This is a genomic window from Pedobacter sp. UC225_61 (assembly GCF_044452285.1).
Lineage (GTDB): Bacteria > Bacteroidota > Bacteroidia > Sphingobacteriales > Sphingobacteriaceae > Pedobacter.
This window is the reverse complement of sequence record NZ_JBIOAL010000001.1, coordinates 19,581-37,153: the sequence shown is the minus strand read 5'-3', so window position 1 is coordinate 37,153 and position 17,573 is coordinate 19,581. Positions and strand designations below refer to the sequence as shown.

The window sequence follows — 17,573 nt, the reverse complement described above, 5'->3', positions numbered from 1 at the left end:
GGGAAATCATAAAGCGATGATAAAGCCTACTACAGAATTAAGATTGCTTCGTGCCTCGCAATGACGAAAAAGTAGCATCATTGTCAAATGAACAAATGACACAAATGAACCAATGATACTAATGAACAAATGAACCAAATAGTTCAATCACCTTGTTTTCTCTAAACGTAAATATCTCCTTTACTTTATTTCTTACCATCAAGTTATGCGCTATTGTACCTAATACACCTAGCGGCAGTGCATATGTTAAAATATCCGTCATTTCAACACCGCCTTCAATTGCTTTGAAATGATGTTGATGATGCCAAAACTTAAAAGGTCCGAAGCGTTGTTCGTCGATAAAGTACTTTTCTGGCGCAACTTGAGTAATTTCTGTCATCCAATTTAAATGTATGCCAAACAAAGGGGAGACTTTATAAGTAATAATCATCCCAGGGTACATTTTACCCTGACTATCATCGGAAGTGACGATGAATTCCATATCATCTGGGGTTATTTTGGCAAGATTGGCTGGTGAGGAGAAGAAATCCCAAGCTGCTGACAGCGTAATTGGGAGGACTTGCTTGAACTTTAGTTGGTATGATTTCATGAAATAAAGGTACAATTTGTTTTATCTATTGAAAATTTGTTAAAAATTAAGTTTTTAAGGTGTTATTTTTTGTTTTTTTAATAAAAATCGTCCATTTTTTTCTGTAAACTCATAAAAATTATGATTAATTGCTTTAATTATGTTTCATTTTGTTGTTTTTGTTGTGATATTTAAGTTTTATTTTACTTTTTTAAGTTTTTTTTTGTTTAAAATGAATATATTTAATATTTTTTGGTAAATAATTGTGATAATTATTAAGAATTTATGCTTAATTTTAAATAATTAATAAAAAATCAACAATAAAACTAAAAACTATGGGTAAAATTTTATTTAAACAGTATTCTCCATTTGTGATTTTAATGATAATCGCAGTGTTAGCTCTTTTTATTCCATTACTTCCTAATTTTGATGAAGGAAAATACAGCGCTCCCGATATTGCATTTGTATTATTCTCTGCTGCCCTTGTATTTCTAATGACTCCAGGGCTTGCTTTCTTCTATGGTGGAATGGTACATCGTAAAAACGTACTTTCTACCATGATTAAAAGTGTAGTAGCTGCAGGTGTAATTACAGTACTTTGGACTGTTGTAGGTTTCAGTCTTGCTTTTGGAAAATCAATTGGAGGATTTATTGGAGATCCTAGAACGTTCTTATTTTTTCAAGGCGTTAATTCAGGTCCGGCATGGGGAACCATTCCACTTTCATTGTTTGCTGTTTTCCAACTAATGTTTGCCATTATTACACCAGGTTTGGTGGTAGGAGCAGTTGCGGAGCGTATCCGCTTTACATCATATATTTTATTTATTGTACTTTTTGCCTTATTTGTGTATTCGCCGTTGGCACACATGACATGGTCGCCAGATGGTTTCTTATTAAAATTAGGTGTGTTAGATTTTGCTGGAGGTACAGTTGTACACATTTCAGCAGGTATGGCTGCATTAGCTGGAGCGCTAGTATTAAAACGTAGAAAATCTCATATCGAACACCGGGAAGTACCACCTGCTAATATTCCATATGTATTAATTGGTACAGGTTTATTATGGTTTGGTTGGTTCGGTTTTAATGCGGGCTCTGCCTTAGGTGCAAATAGTTTAGCTGTTTCTGCCTTCTTAACTACCAATACAGCTGCGGGTGCTGCTGGTTTATCATGGATGTTTTTTGATGTAGCTAGAGGTAAAAAGCCTTCGGTGTTAGGTTTCTGTATCGGAGCAGTTGTCGGTTTAGTTGCTATCACGCCTGGTGCAGGTTTTGTGAGCATTCCATCAAGTATTTTTATTGGAGCGGTTGCAGCTGTTATCTCTAATTTAGTTGTTTCTTGGAAACAAAAAACAAGTTTGGATGATACCTTAGATGTATTTCCTTGTCATGGTGTGGGTGGTATAGTAGGTATGTTGCTTACAGGGGTTTTTGCTACTAAAACAGTAAACAGCTTGGGTGCAGACGGCTTGTTGTATGGTAATCCTGAGTTTTTCTTTACGCAGTTAAAAGGTGCATTTATTGTTGTAGTATTCAGTTTTGTAGTTTCATTTGCCATTTTTAAACTGATCAACTTAGTACAACCAATTCGTGTAAGTGCCGAAGAGGAAGAAGAAGGATTAGATGCAAGTCAGCACGACGAAAAGTATACTCAAGGTACTTTAATTGTTGCCGGACAAGAAGTTCCAAACATTTAGGCAAACATATTATTTCGGGCTATTCATAAAAATTGAACCACATTTTAAGTGGGTAGCCCGAATATTGCCCTTTCAATTCGTAGATAATGGAATAATAATAAACCTTAAAACTAAAATTATGAAAATTAAAGCTCTACTTTTTATCGCTACCCTCGGATGTACGACAGCTACCTTTGCACAAGAGGCAGGTTCGCCTTTGCAAATATCTGGTTCAGTTGATACCTATTACAAATATGATTTCGCTAAGTCGGCTAACATTAATACCTATTTTGCGAACGAACAAAATTCTATTTCATTAGGAATGATTGATCTGGCTTTGAAAAAGACGACAGGTAAAGCTTCATTTGTAGGCGAGTTATCTTTTGGCCCACGCGGACAGTCGCAATCTATACCCAATGCAGCAGGTCTTTACGATGAAGCTACAAACAGTTTTAACATTCAGAATTTATACGTGAGTTATGCTTTTACAGATAAGTTCAGTATGACTGCAGGCTATATGGGTACTTTTATTGGGTACGAGGTGATTTCGCCTGCGGCTAATTTTAACTATTCTACATCTTATTTATTCGGTTCTGGCCCTTTTCAAAATGCAGGGATAAAAGCGAGTTATGCATTTTCTGATAAGGTGAGTTTAATGGCAGGTTTGTTTAACGATTGGAATGTATATCAAGATTTTAATGGTGTTTCTCATGTTGGTGCGCAATTAACTATATCACCGGTTACAGGTTGGACGGCTTATTTGAATGTGCTTTCTGGTCGTTCTGCAGGTGCGGCAGGAACAGGCACAATCTTAGATTTAACCACTGCTTATCAAATTACTGAACAATTTAAATTAGGCTTAAACGCAGCTGATTATACTGTTTCAAACGATAATGGCGGTTATTCGGGTGTGGCATTATATCCGCAATATGCGTTTAACAAAGCAGTTGCTTTAGGTTTAAGAGGCGAATATTTTAACTATAAAGGAGTGGGTACTGCTGCAGATGTAAGTGTAGCTTCGTTAACTTTTTCTGCCAATATTAAATCTGGTGGTTTAACATTTATTCCGGAAGTTCGCTTTGATAGTGATAAAGATTTTTCTCAAGGATTTACCAAAACTAATGGAATAAACCCTGCAAAGTCAGCTTCTCAATTTTCTTTAGCTGCAGTTTACGCTTTTTAATAACCAAACAAACTAGGACGCCAGAGCTGAGTTCTGGCGTTTTTTATATTTATAAATAACAGATGAAATTTATAACTAGCGTTTTCTTATTGCTTAATTGTTTTGTGTATGTACATGCGCAAAGCGAAAGTTTATTGCCTGTAGATGAACAAGGTAAATTCATTTATTATGAAGTAGTGCCATTAGAAGGGACTACTAAAGATACACTTGTGGATAGGGTAGTCAATTATCTCAAAAAACAACATAAGGAAATTCAGTTTAAGTCTTTACAGGGTGATACGGCATTCATCGCCACTGGCAAAATGGTCGTTAACAAAACTTTATTGGTGATGTCACATCCATCCGGAGAAATTTTGTATCGCTTTCAGGCGGAAGTAAAAGAAGGAAAGTATCGTTTTTGGTTAAGTGATTTTAGCTTTATTCCGTATCAACGCGATCGATATGGAAATTTTGTAGCGAGCACTACCATTGGTGTGCCTTTAGAAAGAGACCCGGGTAAATTAAATGCGGCTCAGTGGAAAGAGTATCAGGTTCAAGCTGCAAAATATACAAAAGACTTTGCTTTTAAATTTAAGCAATTTATGGCAGGTAAAACCTTAATATCCGAACCTTTACCAGAGAAAAAAGTGATTAGTAAAAATTGGTAATTACTTAGAATTTTTTGAGCCTAATTCTTTTTCAATCAACTTTAACATCACCTTAAATTCCTTTTCTTCATATCCCATCGACTGGTAAATAATTTTCCCCTCTTGATTTATGAGAATATTTCTGGGAATGGATTGCTTAGCAAATTTGCTGAAAACACCTCTATCTACATCTGGTAAAATGGGAAAAGTGAAACCTCTGCTTGCTTTGTACGGAATCAATTTATCCCAACCTTCTTCTCTTCCAAAAACAAAAAATGCAAAATCTTTATTGTCTTTGTATTTATTCCAAATTTTAGTTTGTACTTCGGGCAATTCTACATTACATGGCGGACACCATGTTGCAAATAGATTAATTAAGATTAATTTTCCTTTATAATCTGCTATGTTTATGGTCTTCCCTTTTTCAATCTCGAAAGTAAATGATGGAATAGGATCACCAATTTTTGTATAGCTGTCTTTATCTACTGTTTGAGCAAAAACGGTAACCGAATAAACGATGACCATAAGAGATAGAAATATCTTTTTCATAAATTAATTTTATGAATCAAATATACGATATCTTGTTGATTTGCAATCTTAGTGGACCATCTTGTCAGCACATGTCGAACTTGCAAACGCTTCTGGTTTAGCCTTGAAGATAAAGCCCATACTTAAAATATAACCCATTGCCTCGTTTAATGCTTTGTTGCTTTTAAACATAGGATTGGTGTTAATATCTGCATGAACTTCTAAATCCACATCATAAATATCCAATAAATCGCAAATAGAATAAGCTGTTTCAATAGATTTTTGCACTTCTACTAACATTCTTTCCTTAATGCCCATTTGTTGTGTGGTTTTATCTTGGTTAATGTACATAAAACCACCATGATGTTCTCTAAGCAAAACAATTACGGTTGCAAAATCGGTCGTTGCACCTTTAACTTGTGAGTCGGTACCAATACAAACTTTTAATTTGTAACCGTTTTCGGTTTCGCGGATAATCGCTTGTTCAACTTCTTCTAAAATAGACGAGTGGATAACTTCGCCACTAAATTTTTTCCAGGTCATACGTTATTGGTGTTAAGGTTAACAACCCGTAATCAGGTTTCTTAAAATTAAGAGGTTAATATTAGATAATGATTAAATCTATGTTGTTTATTTGTCAACATTAAATTGGTTATCAACAAGATACGATTTTTGTGTGTAAGATGTGGGATGTGAAATGGAAAAGGGAGGTCAATGTGAACTGAAAACTGACAACTGGAAACTTATAATTACCTTTGCAACATGATGCTACAACCCATACTCGATAACCTAAAAATTACTGCACTTAATCAAATGCAAGAGGCAGCAATTTCTGCAACACAAAAAGGTAACGATATTTTGGTGTTGGCACCAACTGGTTCTGGTAAAACCTTAGCCTTTTTGCTACCAGTTTTAACAAACCTAGTTAAAGATAGTAAAGGAGTTCAGTGTTTAATTTTAGTTCCTTCAAGGGAATTAGCGCTTCAAATAGAGCAGGTTTTTAAACAAATGGGTACGGGTTTTAAAGTGAATTGCTGTTATGGTGGACATCCAATTAAAACCGAGCGCAATAATTTAGAACAGGCACCGGCAGTATTAATAGGTACGCCTGGTCGCATTGCTTATCATTTGCGTCATCAAAATTTTGATGAATCTACTATTACCACTTTAGTATTAGATGAGTTTGATAAAGCTCTCGAGTTTGGATTTACGGAAGACATGTCTTACATCATCGGTAATCTGCTATCTTTAAAAAGACGGATTTTAACATCAGCTACTGCTATGGAAGAAATTCCTTCGTTTACTGGTTTAAAAGATCATACAGAAATTGATTTTTTAAAAGATGTTCAGATCGCTCCAGATTTAAAATTGAAAAAGGTACAAACTACAGCAGAGGATAAGTTAGATACTTTATTTGAATTAATTTGTAAAATAGGAAGTAAAACCACTCTAATCTTCTGTAACCATAGAGAAACCGTCGACCGAATTAGCGATTTATTAATTGATAAAGATTTAGCTCATGATATTTTTCATGGTGGCATGGAACAAGATGAACGTGAAAGAGCCTTATTAAAATTCAGAAATGGGAGCATTAAAATTTTAATAACTACTGACTTAGCGGCTAGAGGTTTAGATATTCCGGAAGTAGAATATATTATCCATTATCAATTGCCGTACACAGAAGATGCTTTTTTGCATAGAAACGGGCGTACTGCGAGAATGAATGCAAAAGGTACAGCTTACCTGATTTTAGCAGATGATGAGAAATATCCATTCTTAAAAGCTGATATTGAAACGGAAAAATTAAAAGGACCATATAAATTACCCCAGGATAGCGTTTGGCAGACCTTGTACATTAGTGCAGGAAAAAAACATAAGGTCAATAAAATTGATATTGTTGGTTTATTGCTCAAGAAGGGCGGATTGCAAAAAGATGATGTTGGATTAATTGAAGTAAAAGACCAGGCAAGTTATGTGGCAATTAAAAGGAAATTGGTTCCTCAAGTTTTGAGAACTTTGGCCAATGAAAGAGTAAAGAATAAAAAAGTAAAAATAGAAACAGCAATGTAAAGGAAGTTGGGGAAGTATGAAAAGTCAGGGAGTCTGACTTGAAATTTCTAACTACTAATATATTAATTACTAAATACTAAAATGAGTAACAACGATATCATGAAAAAACTAAGGGTAGCTTTATCCTTAAATAGCGATCAAATTATAGAAATTTGTAAACTGGTAAACTTTACAGTTACTAAAAGTGAACTAGGCGATATTTTTAGGAATGATGAACATCCTAATTTTAAGAAATGTGGCGACCAGATTTTACGTAACTTCTTAAACGGTTTAGTTATTTATAAACGCGGTCCAAGAGAAGAGAAAAAGTAAATTAATTAATATCGTATCTCGAAATAATCTTTCTGTTAACTAGTTTTTCTATTTTCTCTAAAAGAATATCCATTTTAAATGGTTTAGACATGAAATCGTCTGGCGCACATTCCATGTCTTGTACTTCTTTTAAATCATACAGACCCGACATCATTAAAACCGGAACATACTTAGTGTCCTCATGAGATTTGAGTTGACTACATATTACTCTTCCGTCGATTCTTCCTAAAACAACATCAAGTAAAATTAAATCTGGTTTAAACTCATCTATACGATCAAAAACTAGTTCTGCATCGTTTAGGGGCTCAACTTCGTACCCACCAATTTCTAAAATAAGCTGAATAGTTTCTAAAACTTCATCATCATCGTCAACTACGAGTATTTTCTTCATAACGGCAAATATATACTATTGTAAGATGATTATATAACAACATAAATACAATAGGGTTTAATTTAATTTGCACTTAATTTTTTCTAGTTTAGATCATTAAAATTTTTATAATGAAAATATCCTTTCTCTATATCTTATTCCTCGGCTTAATTGTGTTTAATATAGACAATATAAAAGCACAGCAGAAGACATCTATTAATTATACAGTATCAATGGAAAACCCTGAACAACACAAATTTCAGGTAGCTATGGAAACAACAATAACCGAAGCTTCAGATTTTGTAATGCCTGTTTGGACTCCTGGCTATTATCAAAAGATGAATTTTGCCCAATATGTATCAGATTTTGATGTAAGGGATAAAGCTGGCTCAGCAGTGGCATGGAAAAAAAGAGATGAAAATACCTGGACGATTAGTGCTGATAAACAAACTTTGGTTACTATTACCTATACTGTTAAAGCAACAAGAGCTTTTGTTGCGTCGAGTTATTTAGGCATAGATAGGGGATATATTATTCCGGGAGCTTTATTTCTTTATCCAGAAGGTAAAATAAATGAAGCATCTAGAGTTCAAATTAAGCCCATTAATAATTGGACTGTAGCTACTGGTTTGTTAAAACTAAAGGATAAACCATTTACTTATTATGCATCAGATTATGATATTTTGTATGATAGTCCATTATTAGTAGGTCCTTTGGAATCGTTGCCTTCTTTTAAGGTTAAAGGAATTCCGCATTATTTTGTAGGTTATAAATTGGGTGATTTTGATAAGGAAAAATTTATTGCCGATGTTAAAAAAATTGTTGAATCTGCTTCAGATTTAATCGGCTATATTCCTTATCAAGACTATACATTTATTGCTATTGGTCCAGGACAAGGAGGTATCGAACATTTGAATTCTACAACTATTAGTTTCGACGGAGGAGGGCTAACAACTGCGGATGGTAGAAATAAATTATACAATTTTATTGCACATGAATATTTTCATCATTATAATGTGAAAAGAATAAGACCAATTGAGTTGGGCCCTTTTGATTATAAAAAAGGTAGCAGAACCAACATGCTGTGGGTTTCTGAAGGATTATCTGTTTATTATGAATATTTAGTTGTTAAAAGAGCGGGCTTAATGACAGAAGGTCAATTGTATGATAATTTTAAAAATAATATCATCGCTTTTGAAAATAAGCCTGGTAGACATTTTCAATCTCTTATACAAGCGAGTTACAATACTTGGTCTGATGGGCCATTTGGTAGAAACGAAGATGAAATAAATAGAACAATATCTTATTATGATAAAGGACCAGTTGTAGGGATGTTACTTGATTTTAAAATTAGAAATGCCACTAACAATCAGAAATCTTTAGATGATGTGATGAGGAAAATGTATACTAAATACTATCAACAATTAAAAAGAGGATTTACAGAAGCAGAATTTAGAACTGAAACTGAAAAAATTGCAGGAACAGATTTAACTGAACTTTTTGAATATACTACCACAACAAAAGAATTAGACTATCAGAAATACTTGAATTATGCAGGTTTAAATATCGATACAGTAACTAGAGTATTACCTACAAGTTATACAGGAATAAGAACACGTATGCGTAATGATAGTTTAGTGGTTAGCAATGTAGATTATGAATCTCCCGCATGGAAAGCGGGAATAAGAAACAGAGATGTTATTTTAACCGTGGGACAAACTGCAGTGAATGCGGAGAGTATTTTAGATATTGAAAAAAATAAAAAAGCTAATGAAATTATAACATTTAATATTTTACAAGGGGGAGTAAAAAAAGAGGTAAATCTGAAATTGGAAAATAAGTTGAATAGATCATTTACAATTAGCAGAAAAGAAAATTTAACTGATTTACAACGAAGAATATTAGAAAGTTGGCTTACAAAGAATTAATACAGTTTTGATATAATAGAAAAAGCTCCATTTGGAGCTTTTTCTATTTAAACTAGTTTTTTGTATCTAATTCTATGTGGTGTTACATCTCCTAATCTTTTCTTACGGTTTTCTTCGTAATCAGAATAGTTACCTTCAAAAAAATAAACTTCCGAGTTTCCTTCAAAAGCTAAAATGTGGGTACAAATACGATCTAAGAACCATCTATCGTGACTAATTACTACTGCACAACCCCCAAAGTTTTCCAAAGCTTCTTCCAAAGCACGTAAAGTATTCACATCAATATCATTGGTAGGCTCATCGAGTAATAAAACATTGGCACCTTTTTTTAATGTAATGGCCAAGTGAACGCGGTTACGCTCGCCACCAGACAAAACGCCAACTTTTTTCTGCTGATCGCCACCATTAAAATTAAATTTAGAAACATAAGCACGACCGTTTACAGCCTTATTGCCTAATTGAATATTATCTAAACCGTCGGTAATGTTTTCATAAACTGTTTTTTCTGGCTCTAAATCATTATGCATCTGATCTACATAACCCAATTCAACAGTTTCACCCACTCTAAAAGTACCTTTGTCAGGTGTCTCTTGTCCGGTAATTAAACGAAACAAGGTAGTTTTACCCGCACCATTTGGACCAATTATACCAACAATCCCGGCAGGAGGTAAAGAGAAGTTTAAGTTTTCGAATAAGATTTTGTCACCATAAGCTTTAGTTACGTCTGTAGCTTCAATTACTACATTACCTAAACGCGGCCCAGCTGGAATAAATAATTCCAATTTATCTTCACGTTCTTTCCCGTCTTCAGATGCCAATTTATCATAATTTGCTAAACGAGCTTTAGATTTTGCATGACGAGCTTTTGGCGCCATACGAACCCATTCCAACTCACGCTCTAATGCTTTTTGACGTTTGCTTTCTGTCTTATCTTCTTGCGCTAAACGTTTTGCTTTTTGATCTAACCATGAAGAATAATTTCCTTTCCAAGGAATACCCTCACCACGATCTAGTTCTAAAATCCAGCCTGCAACGTTATCTAAGAAATACCTATCGTGGGTAACAGCGATAACTGTTCCTTTATAGTTTTGTAAAAATTGCTCTAACCAATCGATACTTTCTGCATCCAAGTGGTTGGTAGGCTCATCTAACAATAAAACATCTGGTTCTTGCAGCAATAATCGACACATTGCTACTCTACGACGCTCTCCTCCAGAAAGTACGCCAATCTTTGTATCTGGCTCTGGACAACGTAAAGCATCCATTGCTCTTTCTAACTTGGTATCTAATTCCCAAGCATTTACTGCATCGATTTTATCTTGCAACTCGCCTTGACGAGTCATTAATTTTTCCATTTTATCGGCATCAGAATAATTTTCTTCTAAGCCAAATGCCTCATTAACTTCTTCGTATTCTTTAAGGATAGCAGTAATTTCTGCAACACCTTCTTCTACAACCTCACGAACGGTTTTGCTCTCATCTAAAATTGGCTCTTGAGCTAAGTAACCAACGCTATATCCAGCATTAAAAACTACTTCACCTAGAAATGATTTATCTAAACCAGCAATGATTTTTAATAAGGATGATTTACCAGAACCGTTTAAACCTACAACGCCTATTTTAGCACCGTAAAAGAATGATAAGTAAATATTTTTTAAAACCTGTTTTTGTGGTGGATAGATTTTACTCACTCCAGCCATTGAAAAGATTATTTTCTCGTCTGACATAATGATTAGTATTTGTGCAAAGATGCTTAAAAGTGAAGAGAGTTGAAAGTTATTGAGATGGGTTTTTGTTTTGTAATCCTGAGCTGTCGAAGTATCTACACTAATTAGTTGTTTTTTTCTTTTTAGCTCGCCGCCGCTATGGCTCTTTCTTTTCTCTTGATAGAAAAGAAACAAAAGATCAAGGCTTAGTATCATCTCTAGGATTAAGCTATTAAAACTTTTTTGGCAACAAGCAGCAGGTTCGATTTAATCCGATAGGTATCGTATCGAACTGGCTCATTGTTTTGGAAGCGGTTTTTGAAAGGTATTGCTGAAGTTTTAATGCTTTCTCCTTCGGGATGCTACAAGGCCAGCCCTCGTTCTTGGCAGTGGCTTGTGGTTTGGGGATTGGTTGTATGACGGTGGCGTCATTTCGACCGTAGCGGAGAAATCTTTGTCCACGATTTAACAAACAAAATCTGAGTATTCAAACCATCTGCCATTATTGCGTGTTTATTATACTAATTTGTATATTTAGTCAGAACATGGTAAGTTTTAGGAAATATCGTCATCCTAGAAATCTTTATCCACCGAAATGGCGTAATTGTTGATAAAATATAAAAATTGGGAAGCTATATTTATAAAAGTAATTTATAGTTTAAAGTCAACCCGATTACACACATATTATGGAAGCTAAATTTTCTCCACAAGTAAAAGACGTGATTTCTTTTAGCAGGGAAGAAGCCCTGAGATTAGGACACGATTATATAGGCGCAGAGCATTTGTTATTGGGCCTTATTCGCGAAGGCGATGGTATGGCCATAAAGATTTTAAGATCATTAGGGGTTGATACTGCTAAACTTCGTCGCTCTATTGAAGAAGCTGTTCGTGGCACATCTAGCGTTACGGTTAATTTGGGCAACATCCCTTTAACTAAACAAGCAGAAAAAGTTTTAAAAATCACCTATTTAGAAGCGAAAATATTTAAAAGCGATTTAATTGGTACAGAGCATTTATTGTTATCTATTTTAAGAGATGATGACAATATCGCGTCGCAAATTTTATTGCAGTACAGCGTTACGTACGAAATTTTTAAACAAGAGGTTGAGGTTAACAAAAACGGCTTTAGAGACGAAGCTCAAGGTGGTGGTACTGCCGGCGGTGGCGATGACGATTTTCAAGAAGAAGAAAGTTTTAGTGCGCCTAAAAAAGTTTCTGACATTAAATCTAAAACTCCTGTATTAGATAATTTTGGTCGTGATTTAACACGTGCAGCTGAAGAAGGTAGATTAGACCCAATTGTTGGTCGTGAGAAAGAGATTGAACGTGTTTCTCAAATTTTATCACGTCGTAAAAAGAACAATCCGATTTTAATTGGAGAACCTGGCGTTGGTAAAAGTGCAATTGCAGAAGGTTTGGCTTTAAGAATTGTTCAACGTAAAGTTTCAAGAGTTTTATTTAACAAACGTGTAGTTACACTAGATTTAGCCTCATTGGTGGCAGGTACAAAATACCGTGGTCAGTTTGAGGAGCGTATGAAAGCGGTAATGAACGAGTTAGAGAAATCTACTGACGTTATTTTGTTTATTGATGAGATTCATACGATTGTTGGTGCTGGTGGTGCATCTGGTTCATTAGATGCATCGAATATGTTTAAACCTGCATTGGCCAGAGGCGAAATACAATGTATTGGTGCGACAACTTTAGATGAATATCGTCAGTATATTGAAAAAGATGGTGCATTAGATCGTCGTTTCCAAAAAGTAATGATTGAGCCAGCTACGCCTGATGAAACCATCGAAATTTTAAACCGCATTAAAGAAAAATATGAGGAACATCATGGTGTTACGTACACAGATGAGGCAATAAATGCCTGTGTTGCATTAACATCTAGATATATAACTGATCGTTTTTTACCAGATAAAGCAATTGATGCATTAGACGAAGCGGGTTCGAGAGTGCATTTAACTAATATTCATGTTCCAGAAAACATTATCACTATTGAAAGTAAGATAGAGGATATTAAAATTGAAAAGAATAAAGTAGTTAAAAGCCAGAAGTACGAAGAAGCAGCCAAATTGCGTGACACTGAAAAAAATCTCTTAGAAGAATTGGATCGTGCTAAAGCAGAATGGGAAGCTGAAACTAAAACTAAACGTTACGAGGTTACTGAAGATAACGTTGCTGAAGTGGTTTCGATGATGACTGGTATTCCGTTGCAACGTGTTGGACAAACCGATAGTGTGAAACTATTGAATATGTACGAAACTGTTGCGGAAAAAATCATTGGTCAAGATGATGCGATTAAGAAATTAACAAAAGCGATCCAACGTACAAGAGCCGGATTAAAAGATCCTAAAAAACCAATTGGTTCATTTATTTTCTTAGGTCCAACAGGTGTTGGTAAGACTGAGTTGGCAAAAGAACTAGCTCGTTTTATGTTTGATAGTGATGATTCACTCATTCAAATTGACATGAGTGAATACATGGAAAAATTTGCTGTTTCTCGTTTAGTAGGAGCGCCTCCAGGATACGTTGGTTATGAAGAAGGTGGTCAATTAACTGAGAAAGTACGTAGAAAACCATATGCTGTTATCTTATTAGATGAAATTGAGAAAGCTCACCCTGATGTATTTAATATCTTGTTACAAGTATTGGATGAAGGTCAGTTGACAGATAGTTTAGGTAGAAAGGTTGATTTTAGAAATACAATTATCATCATGACTTCCAACATTGGCGCTCGTCAATTGAAAGATTTCGGAGCAGGTGTTGGTTTCTCTACTTCAGCAAAGATTAATCAAAGCGATGCACATAGTCGTGGTGTAATTGAAAATGCATTAAAACGTGCTTTTGCTCCTGAATTTTTAAATAGAGTTGATGATGTAGTAGTGTTTAACAGTTTAGGTAAAGAAGAAATCTTTAAAATTATTGATATCGAACTGAAATCATTATTTGGTCGTGTTCATAACTTAGGTTATGAAGTGAAATTGACTGATCCTGCGAAAGAGTTTATAGCAGATAAAGGTTTCGATAGTAATTTTGGTGCTCGTCCGTTAAAAAGAGCTATTCAGAAATATTTGGAAGATCCAATTGCTGAAGAAATCTTGAAAGGTGATATCCATGATGGAGATACTTTAGAAATTGATTACGATAAAGAGAAAGAAGAAATTACAGTTGCACACAAAAGCAACGGTAAAAAGAAGAAAAAAGAAGAAGGAGCTTAACTTAAAAAATCACCCAATTGGGTGATTTTTTTGTTATAAACTATTTCTAAAAAAGAACATTTTATAGCTTTGAGCTCTATTTATAGCCGAAACTCAATTCGTTATGTTAAAGTTCATTGTTTTTCTTTTGACCATTTCTTTACTTTCAGTAACGGTCAAAGCAGCAACTGGCTGCGTCCTTAATTCTAATTTGACAAAAATTTATACGAAGAAAAATGGTGGAGCTAGTAGTACAGATTACAGAACAACAAATGTTTCTACCGCACTTTCAGGTTGTGTATATGCGCAAACTACAACTTCTTGCACAGTAGATGGTTCTGGTCCAGGATTTTTAGGTGATACAACTGTACTTAATTGTCCAATAGATGACTATGTTTGGTTAGTTTTACTGTTTTTTGGTGGATTTGGTTTTGTTCATGTTCGCAATAAGGCTTGGCTTAATCCATTAGAAAACCCTTGAAAAATAGGTCATTTAAGCTTTTTATAGAAAATAGCATAATATTTTAATGAAAAGGAATGTGTATCTTAGTACGATATAATGATCTAACGCTCATGTTAAAATTTTTCATCGTATTTCTAGTTGCTTTCGGAATGGTTATTTCCGTAAATGGAGCAACTGGCTGTGTTCTGAATTCCAATCTTACAAAAATATATACTTCATTACAAAGTGGTACAACTTATAGGTCAACTACTTCTTCAACTGCACTTTCAGGTTGTGTTTATAAACAAACAACAAATTCTTGTACTGTGAGTGGTTTAGGTGCAGGTTTTAAAGGTGATACAACTATATTGAATTGTCCTATAGATAATTATGTATGGTTAATCTTATTGTCTTTGGGTGGATTAGGTTTTATGCATATTCGTAAGAAAAGTTCACTTATTCCTTTCAAAAACCTCTTATAATAGTCAACTAAAGCTTTTTCACTAAAATTTCATACTATTAATGCATGGAATATTATCTTTGTAGATAGATTTTATCCCGCTCTCATGATTAAATTTTTCATTGTATTTTTATTTGCTTTTGGAATGGTTCTTTCCGTAAAGGCTACAACTGGATGTATTCTTAATTCTAATCTTACAAAAATTTATACTTCAGTACAAAATGGTACTAATTATAAATCAAACTCATCTTCTACTGCATTAGCAGGCTGTACATATAAACAAACTACGAGTCCATGTACAGTAAGTGGCTCTGGTCCTGCATTTTTAGGAGATACAGCTATATTAAATTGTCCGATAGATAATTATACTTGGTTGATTTTAGTATCTTTCGGTGGATTGGGTTTTGTTTACATTAGGAAGAAGAACTTGATTTTAAACTAGTTTCATTAACGCTTCATAATAATTTTCAAAAGCTTTTTCCTCTGTCGCCAGAAAAAGGAAAGGTTCAATGAGCTCTAATTCCATTAATAAAAATTCGCCATTTACAACCGCACCATCAACTCTAGCGTACAAACAATTTTTTGCAAATTGATCTATATACTGCTGCGCAGTTGTTAATAAATGTTTCGGCGGTTGTTGCGGATGAATTGTTCCACCAAAAGAATGTTGTACTCTAAAATCTCCTGATTTTGCTTTTTTCAATAATGCATGACTAAATTTCCCGCCAAAAAACAGAAAAGACCATTCGCCGGCTTGTTCAATTTCAGTCAAAAATGGCTGAAGAATAAAATCTTCTTCTTGTAATAGCTCATTGAGTTTTGTGCTTATTTCTTCAGCAGTTGATGTGGTAACTTTAAACGTGTTTTTAGAACCTCCACTCACAGCTGGTTTAACAATTATTTTATCTGAACGTAGCTCCTCGAAGTAATCTTGTAAGTTGATTTTTTGCCCCTTGTCTATAAAAATGCTTTGTGTTACTTTTAATCCAGCTTTTTCAATATCATGCAAATAGTGTTTATCGGCATTCCACTTTACAATATCTATTGGATTTAAAAGTCTGATATTTTTGCCTTCTAAATTTGCTAGCCAATTATAAAAATCTGCTACTAAATCAAAATAATCCCAAGGTGATTTTAGAATAGCTAAATCATAGTTTTCCCAAATAACTTGGGGATCGTTCCAAATTACCTTTTCGATTTTTAAATTTTTCGATTGAAGGAATTTTAAAAGTGAATCATCTTCATTTTCTGCAGTGGGAGAGGCATAAGCACCTTTATCTTGATAAGTTACGAGGGCAATGTTCATGTAATTGGTTTGAATTTCGAAGGTAAGAAATTTCTCTTTCAAGTCATTGCGAGGAACGAAGCAATGATGAGTTGAGATTTAAAACAAATTGAGTTGTGCACTAGGTATGCTAAATAACGAGCTATCTAATTCAATGTTTTCTATATTCAATCCATTCAGTTTGCAATGGAGTTTAAACGTGTTCCTAATCATTTCTGCAAAATTCCCTTCTCCACGCATTCGTGTTCCAAAACGACTATCGTTTACATTTCCGTTATGACAATTTTGTATTTGATGCCAAACTTTATCAAATCGATCTGGAAAATTTTTGCGCAACCAGTCTTCAAATATTTTGTTAATTACTCCATTTAATCTAACCACAGTATAACCTGCACGTTTAGCGCCATTAATTGCACTTGCTTTTAGAATGGCTGGCATTTCATGGTCATTTAAACCTGGAATCATTGGAGCTGCCATTACACCAGTTGGCAATCCAACTTTGCTTAATTCTTCAATAATTTTTAACCTCTGTTTAGCAGTAGTCGTTCTAGGTTCAAGTTTCAAGCGTAATTTTTCATCTAAACTGGTAATTGAAACGTAAACCATGGCTAATTTGAGTTTTGCCATCTCTTGTAGAATATCTAAATCTCTTAAAATCAAAGCATTTTTTGTGATCATAGCGATGGGTTGCTTGTAGGCTAATGCGATTTCCAAAAGTTGACGAGTAAGCTTAAATTTCCGTTCAGCGGGTTGATAGCAATCGGTATTGCCAGATAAAGATATTGGATAGGCATCCCAACCTTTTCGTTCTAAAAATTTCTTAAAAAGTTCAGGTGCATCTTTTTTAACGATTATTTTTCGTTCAAAATCTAAGCCCGCACTAAAACCCCAATATTCATGAGAATTACGAGCATAACAATAAATACAACCATGTTCACAACCTTGGTAAGGATTTAAAGAATAGGCCATGCCCACATCCGGACTATCCACTTTGTTGACAACGGATTTAGATTTTCCGATGATGAAAGTTGTTTTAGCATTTGGCTCTTCCCAATCATCAATCCCTTCTGGATGCTCTTTTGCTAAAGAATTTTTAAGAAATTTATTGGATGTGTTAAACTGTGCGCCACGTCCATTTAAATAATTATCTTGATTCTCTTCTCTAATGCTCATGAATTAAAATTACTAATATTTTTAGTAATTTTAATTTTGAATTTTC

Annotated in this window: 17 protein-coding genes; 10 read left to right on the top strand and 7 right to left on the bottom strand. The window is 34.3% G+C overall.

Annotated features, from left to right (window positions below; all coding sequences use genetic code 11):
- Nucleotides 1-118: 118 nt before the first annotated feature.
- Nucleotides 119-481 carry a hypothetical protein gene (locus ACHMWN_RS00160; protein WP_397296695.1) on the bottom strand — a complete coding sequence of 121 codons (363 nt, stop codon included), beginning with the start codon at nucleotides 479-481 and terminating at the stop codon, nucleotides 119-121.
- Between the two features lie 422 nt (nucleotides 482-903).
- On the opposite strand from ACHMWN_RS00160, the gene ACHMWN_RS00155 reads away from it, so the two are divergent.
- From ACHMWN_RS00155 to ACHMWN_RS00145, 3 genes are all read left to right on the top strand, one after another.
- The gene (locus ACHMWN_RS00155; RefSeq protein ID WP_173272448.1) at nucleotides 904-2,262 is read left to right on the top strand and encodes an ammonium transporter; all 1,359 of its coding nucleotides are present in this window, start codon (nucleotides 904-906) and stop codon (nucleotides 2,260-2,262) included.
- Nucleotides 2,263-2,380: 118 nt separating this feature from the next.
- Entirely contained in the window at nucleotides 2,381-3,424 is a 1,044-nt protein-coding gene (locus ACHMWN_RS00150; RefSeq protein WP_397296692.1) for a porin, read from the top strand.
- A 62-nt stretch (nucleotides 3,425-3,486) separates the two neighbouring features.
- Nucleotides 3,487-4,071, top strand: coding sequence for a DUF4468 domain-containing protein (locus ACHMWN_RS00145; RefSeq protein WP_397296690.1), 585 nt, complete (start codon nucleotides 3,487-3,489; stop codon nucleotides 4,069-4,071).
- Here ACHMWN_RS00145 and ACHMWN_RS00140 read toward each other — a convergent pair whose 3' ends face one another.
- Nucleotides 4,072-4,599 carry a TlpA family protein disulfide reductase gene (locus tag ACHMWN_RS00140; RefSeq protein WP_397296687.1) on the bottom strand — a complete coding sequence of 176 codons (528 nt, stop codon included), beginning with the start codon at nucleotides 4,597-4,599 and terminating at the stop codon, nucleotides 4,072-4,074.
- A gap of 48 nt (nucleotides 4,600-4,647) precedes the next feature.
- Complete coding sequence (locus ACHMWN_RS00135) at nucleotides 4,648-5,121, bottom strand: ribonuclease H-like YkuK family protein (RefSeq protein ID WP_397296684.1); 474 nt, start codon at nucleotides 5,119-5,121, stop codon at nucleotides 4,648-4,650.
- Nucleotides 5,122-5,340: 219 nt separating this feature from the next.
- Here ACHMWN_RS00135 and ACHMWN_RS00130 point away from each other — a divergent pair, with 219 nt between their 5' ends.
- Together ACHMWN_RS00130 and ACHMWN_RS00125 are read left to right on the top strand one after the other, a co-directional pair.
- Nucleotides 5,341-6,648 (top strand): DEAD/DEAH box helicase, encoded by a 1,308-nt coding sequence (locus ACHMWN_RS00130; protein ID WP_397296681.1) that lies wholly within the window; start codon nucleotides 5,341-5,343, stop codon nucleotides 6,646-6,648.
- Between the two features lie 99 nt (nucleotides 6,649-6,747).
- Nucleotides 6,748-6,960, top strand: a complete 213-nt coding sequence (locus tag ACHMWN_RS00125) for a DUF1456 family protein (RefSeq protein WP_397296679.1) — start codon at nucleotides 6,748-6,750, stop codon at nucleotides 6,958-6,960.
- 1 nt (nucleotide 6,961) lies between these two features.
- On the opposite strand, the gene ACHMWN_RS00120 is transcribed toward ACHMWN_RS00125, so the two are convergent.
- Entirely contained in the window at nucleotides 6,962-7,351 is a 390-nt protein-coding gene (locus tag ACHMWN_RS00120) for a PleD family two-component system response regulator (protein WP_397296676.1), read from the bottom strand.
- Nucleotides 7,352-7,461: 110 nt separating this feature from the next.
- On the opposite strand from ACHMWN_RS00120, the gene ACHMWN_RS00115 reads away from it, so the two are divergent.
- Nucleotides 7,462-9,258: a M61 family metallopeptidase gene (locus ACHMWN_RS00115; protein ID WP_397296673.1), complete on the top strand. Its 1,797-nt coding sequence runs from the start codon at nucleotides 7,462-7,464 to the stop codon at nucleotides 9,256-9,258.
- Between the two features lie 47 nt (nucleotides 9,259-9,305).
- On the opposite strand, the gene ettA is transcribed toward ACHMWN_RS00115, so the two are convergent.
- Nucleotides 9,306-10,985, bottom strand: coding sequence for an energy-dependent translational throttle protein EttA (gene ettA / locus ACHMWN_RS00110; RefSeq protein WP_397296670.1), 1,680 nt, complete (start codon nucleotides 10,983-10,985; stop codon nucleotides 9,306-9,308).
- A 665-nt stretch (nucleotides 10,986-11,650) separates the two neighbouring features.
- Here ettA and ACHMWN_RS00105 point away from each other — a divergent pair.
- From ACHMWN_RS00105 to ACHMWN_RS00090, 4 genes are all read left to right on the top strand, one after another.
- Complete coding sequence (locus ACHMWN_RS00105) at nucleotides 11,651-14,188, top strand: ATP-dependent Clp protease ATP-binding subunit (RefSeq protein WP_397296667.1); 2,538 nt, start codon at nucleotides 11,651-11,653, stop codon at nucleotides 14,186-14,188.
- 103 nt (nucleotides 14,189-14,291) lie between these two features.
- On the top strand, nucleotides 14,292-14,648 hold the full coding sequence (locus ACHMWN_RS00100) for a hypothetical protein (RefSeq protein ID WP_397296664.1): 357 nt from the start codon (nucleotides 14,292-14,294) through the stop codon (nucleotides 14,646-14,648).
- Between the two features lie 92 nt (nucleotides 14,649-14,740).
- Complete coding sequence (locus tag ACHMWN_RS00095; RefSeq protein WP_397296662.1) at nucleotides 14,741-15,091, top strand: hypothetical protein; 351 nt, start codon at nucleotides 14,741-14,743, stop codon at nucleotides 15,089-15,091.
- Between the two features lie 84 nt (nucleotides 15,092-15,175).
- The gene (locus tag ACHMWN_RS00090; protein WP_397296659.1) at nucleotides 15,176-15,511 is read left to right on the top strand and encodes a hypothetical protein; all 336 of its coding nucleotides are present in this window, start codon (nucleotides 15,176-15,178) and stop codon (nucleotides 15,509-15,511) included.
- Here the strand turns inward: ACHMWN_RS00090 and ACHMWN_RS00085 are convergent.
- Together ACHMWN_RS00085 and ACHMWN_RS00080 are read right to left on the bottom strand one after the other, a co-directional pair.
- Complete coding sequence (locus ACHMWN_RS00085; RefSeq protein WP_397296656.1) at nucleotides 15,503-16,375, bottom strand: RimK family alpha-L-glutamate ligase; 873 nt, start codon at nucleotides 16,373-16,375, stop codon at nucleotides 15,503-15,505. The two genes, ACHMWN_RS00090 and ACHMWN_RS00085, sit on opposite strands and share 9 nt — an antisense overlap.
- 78 nt (nucleotides 16,376-16,453) lie before the next feature.
- Entirely contained in the window at nucleotides 16,454-17,527 is a 1,074-nt protein-coding gene (locus ACHMWN_RS00080; RefSeq protein ID WP_397296653.1) for a PA0069 family radical SAM protein, read from the bottom strand.
- Between the last annotated feature and the right edge of the window lie 46 nt (nucleotides 17,528-17,573).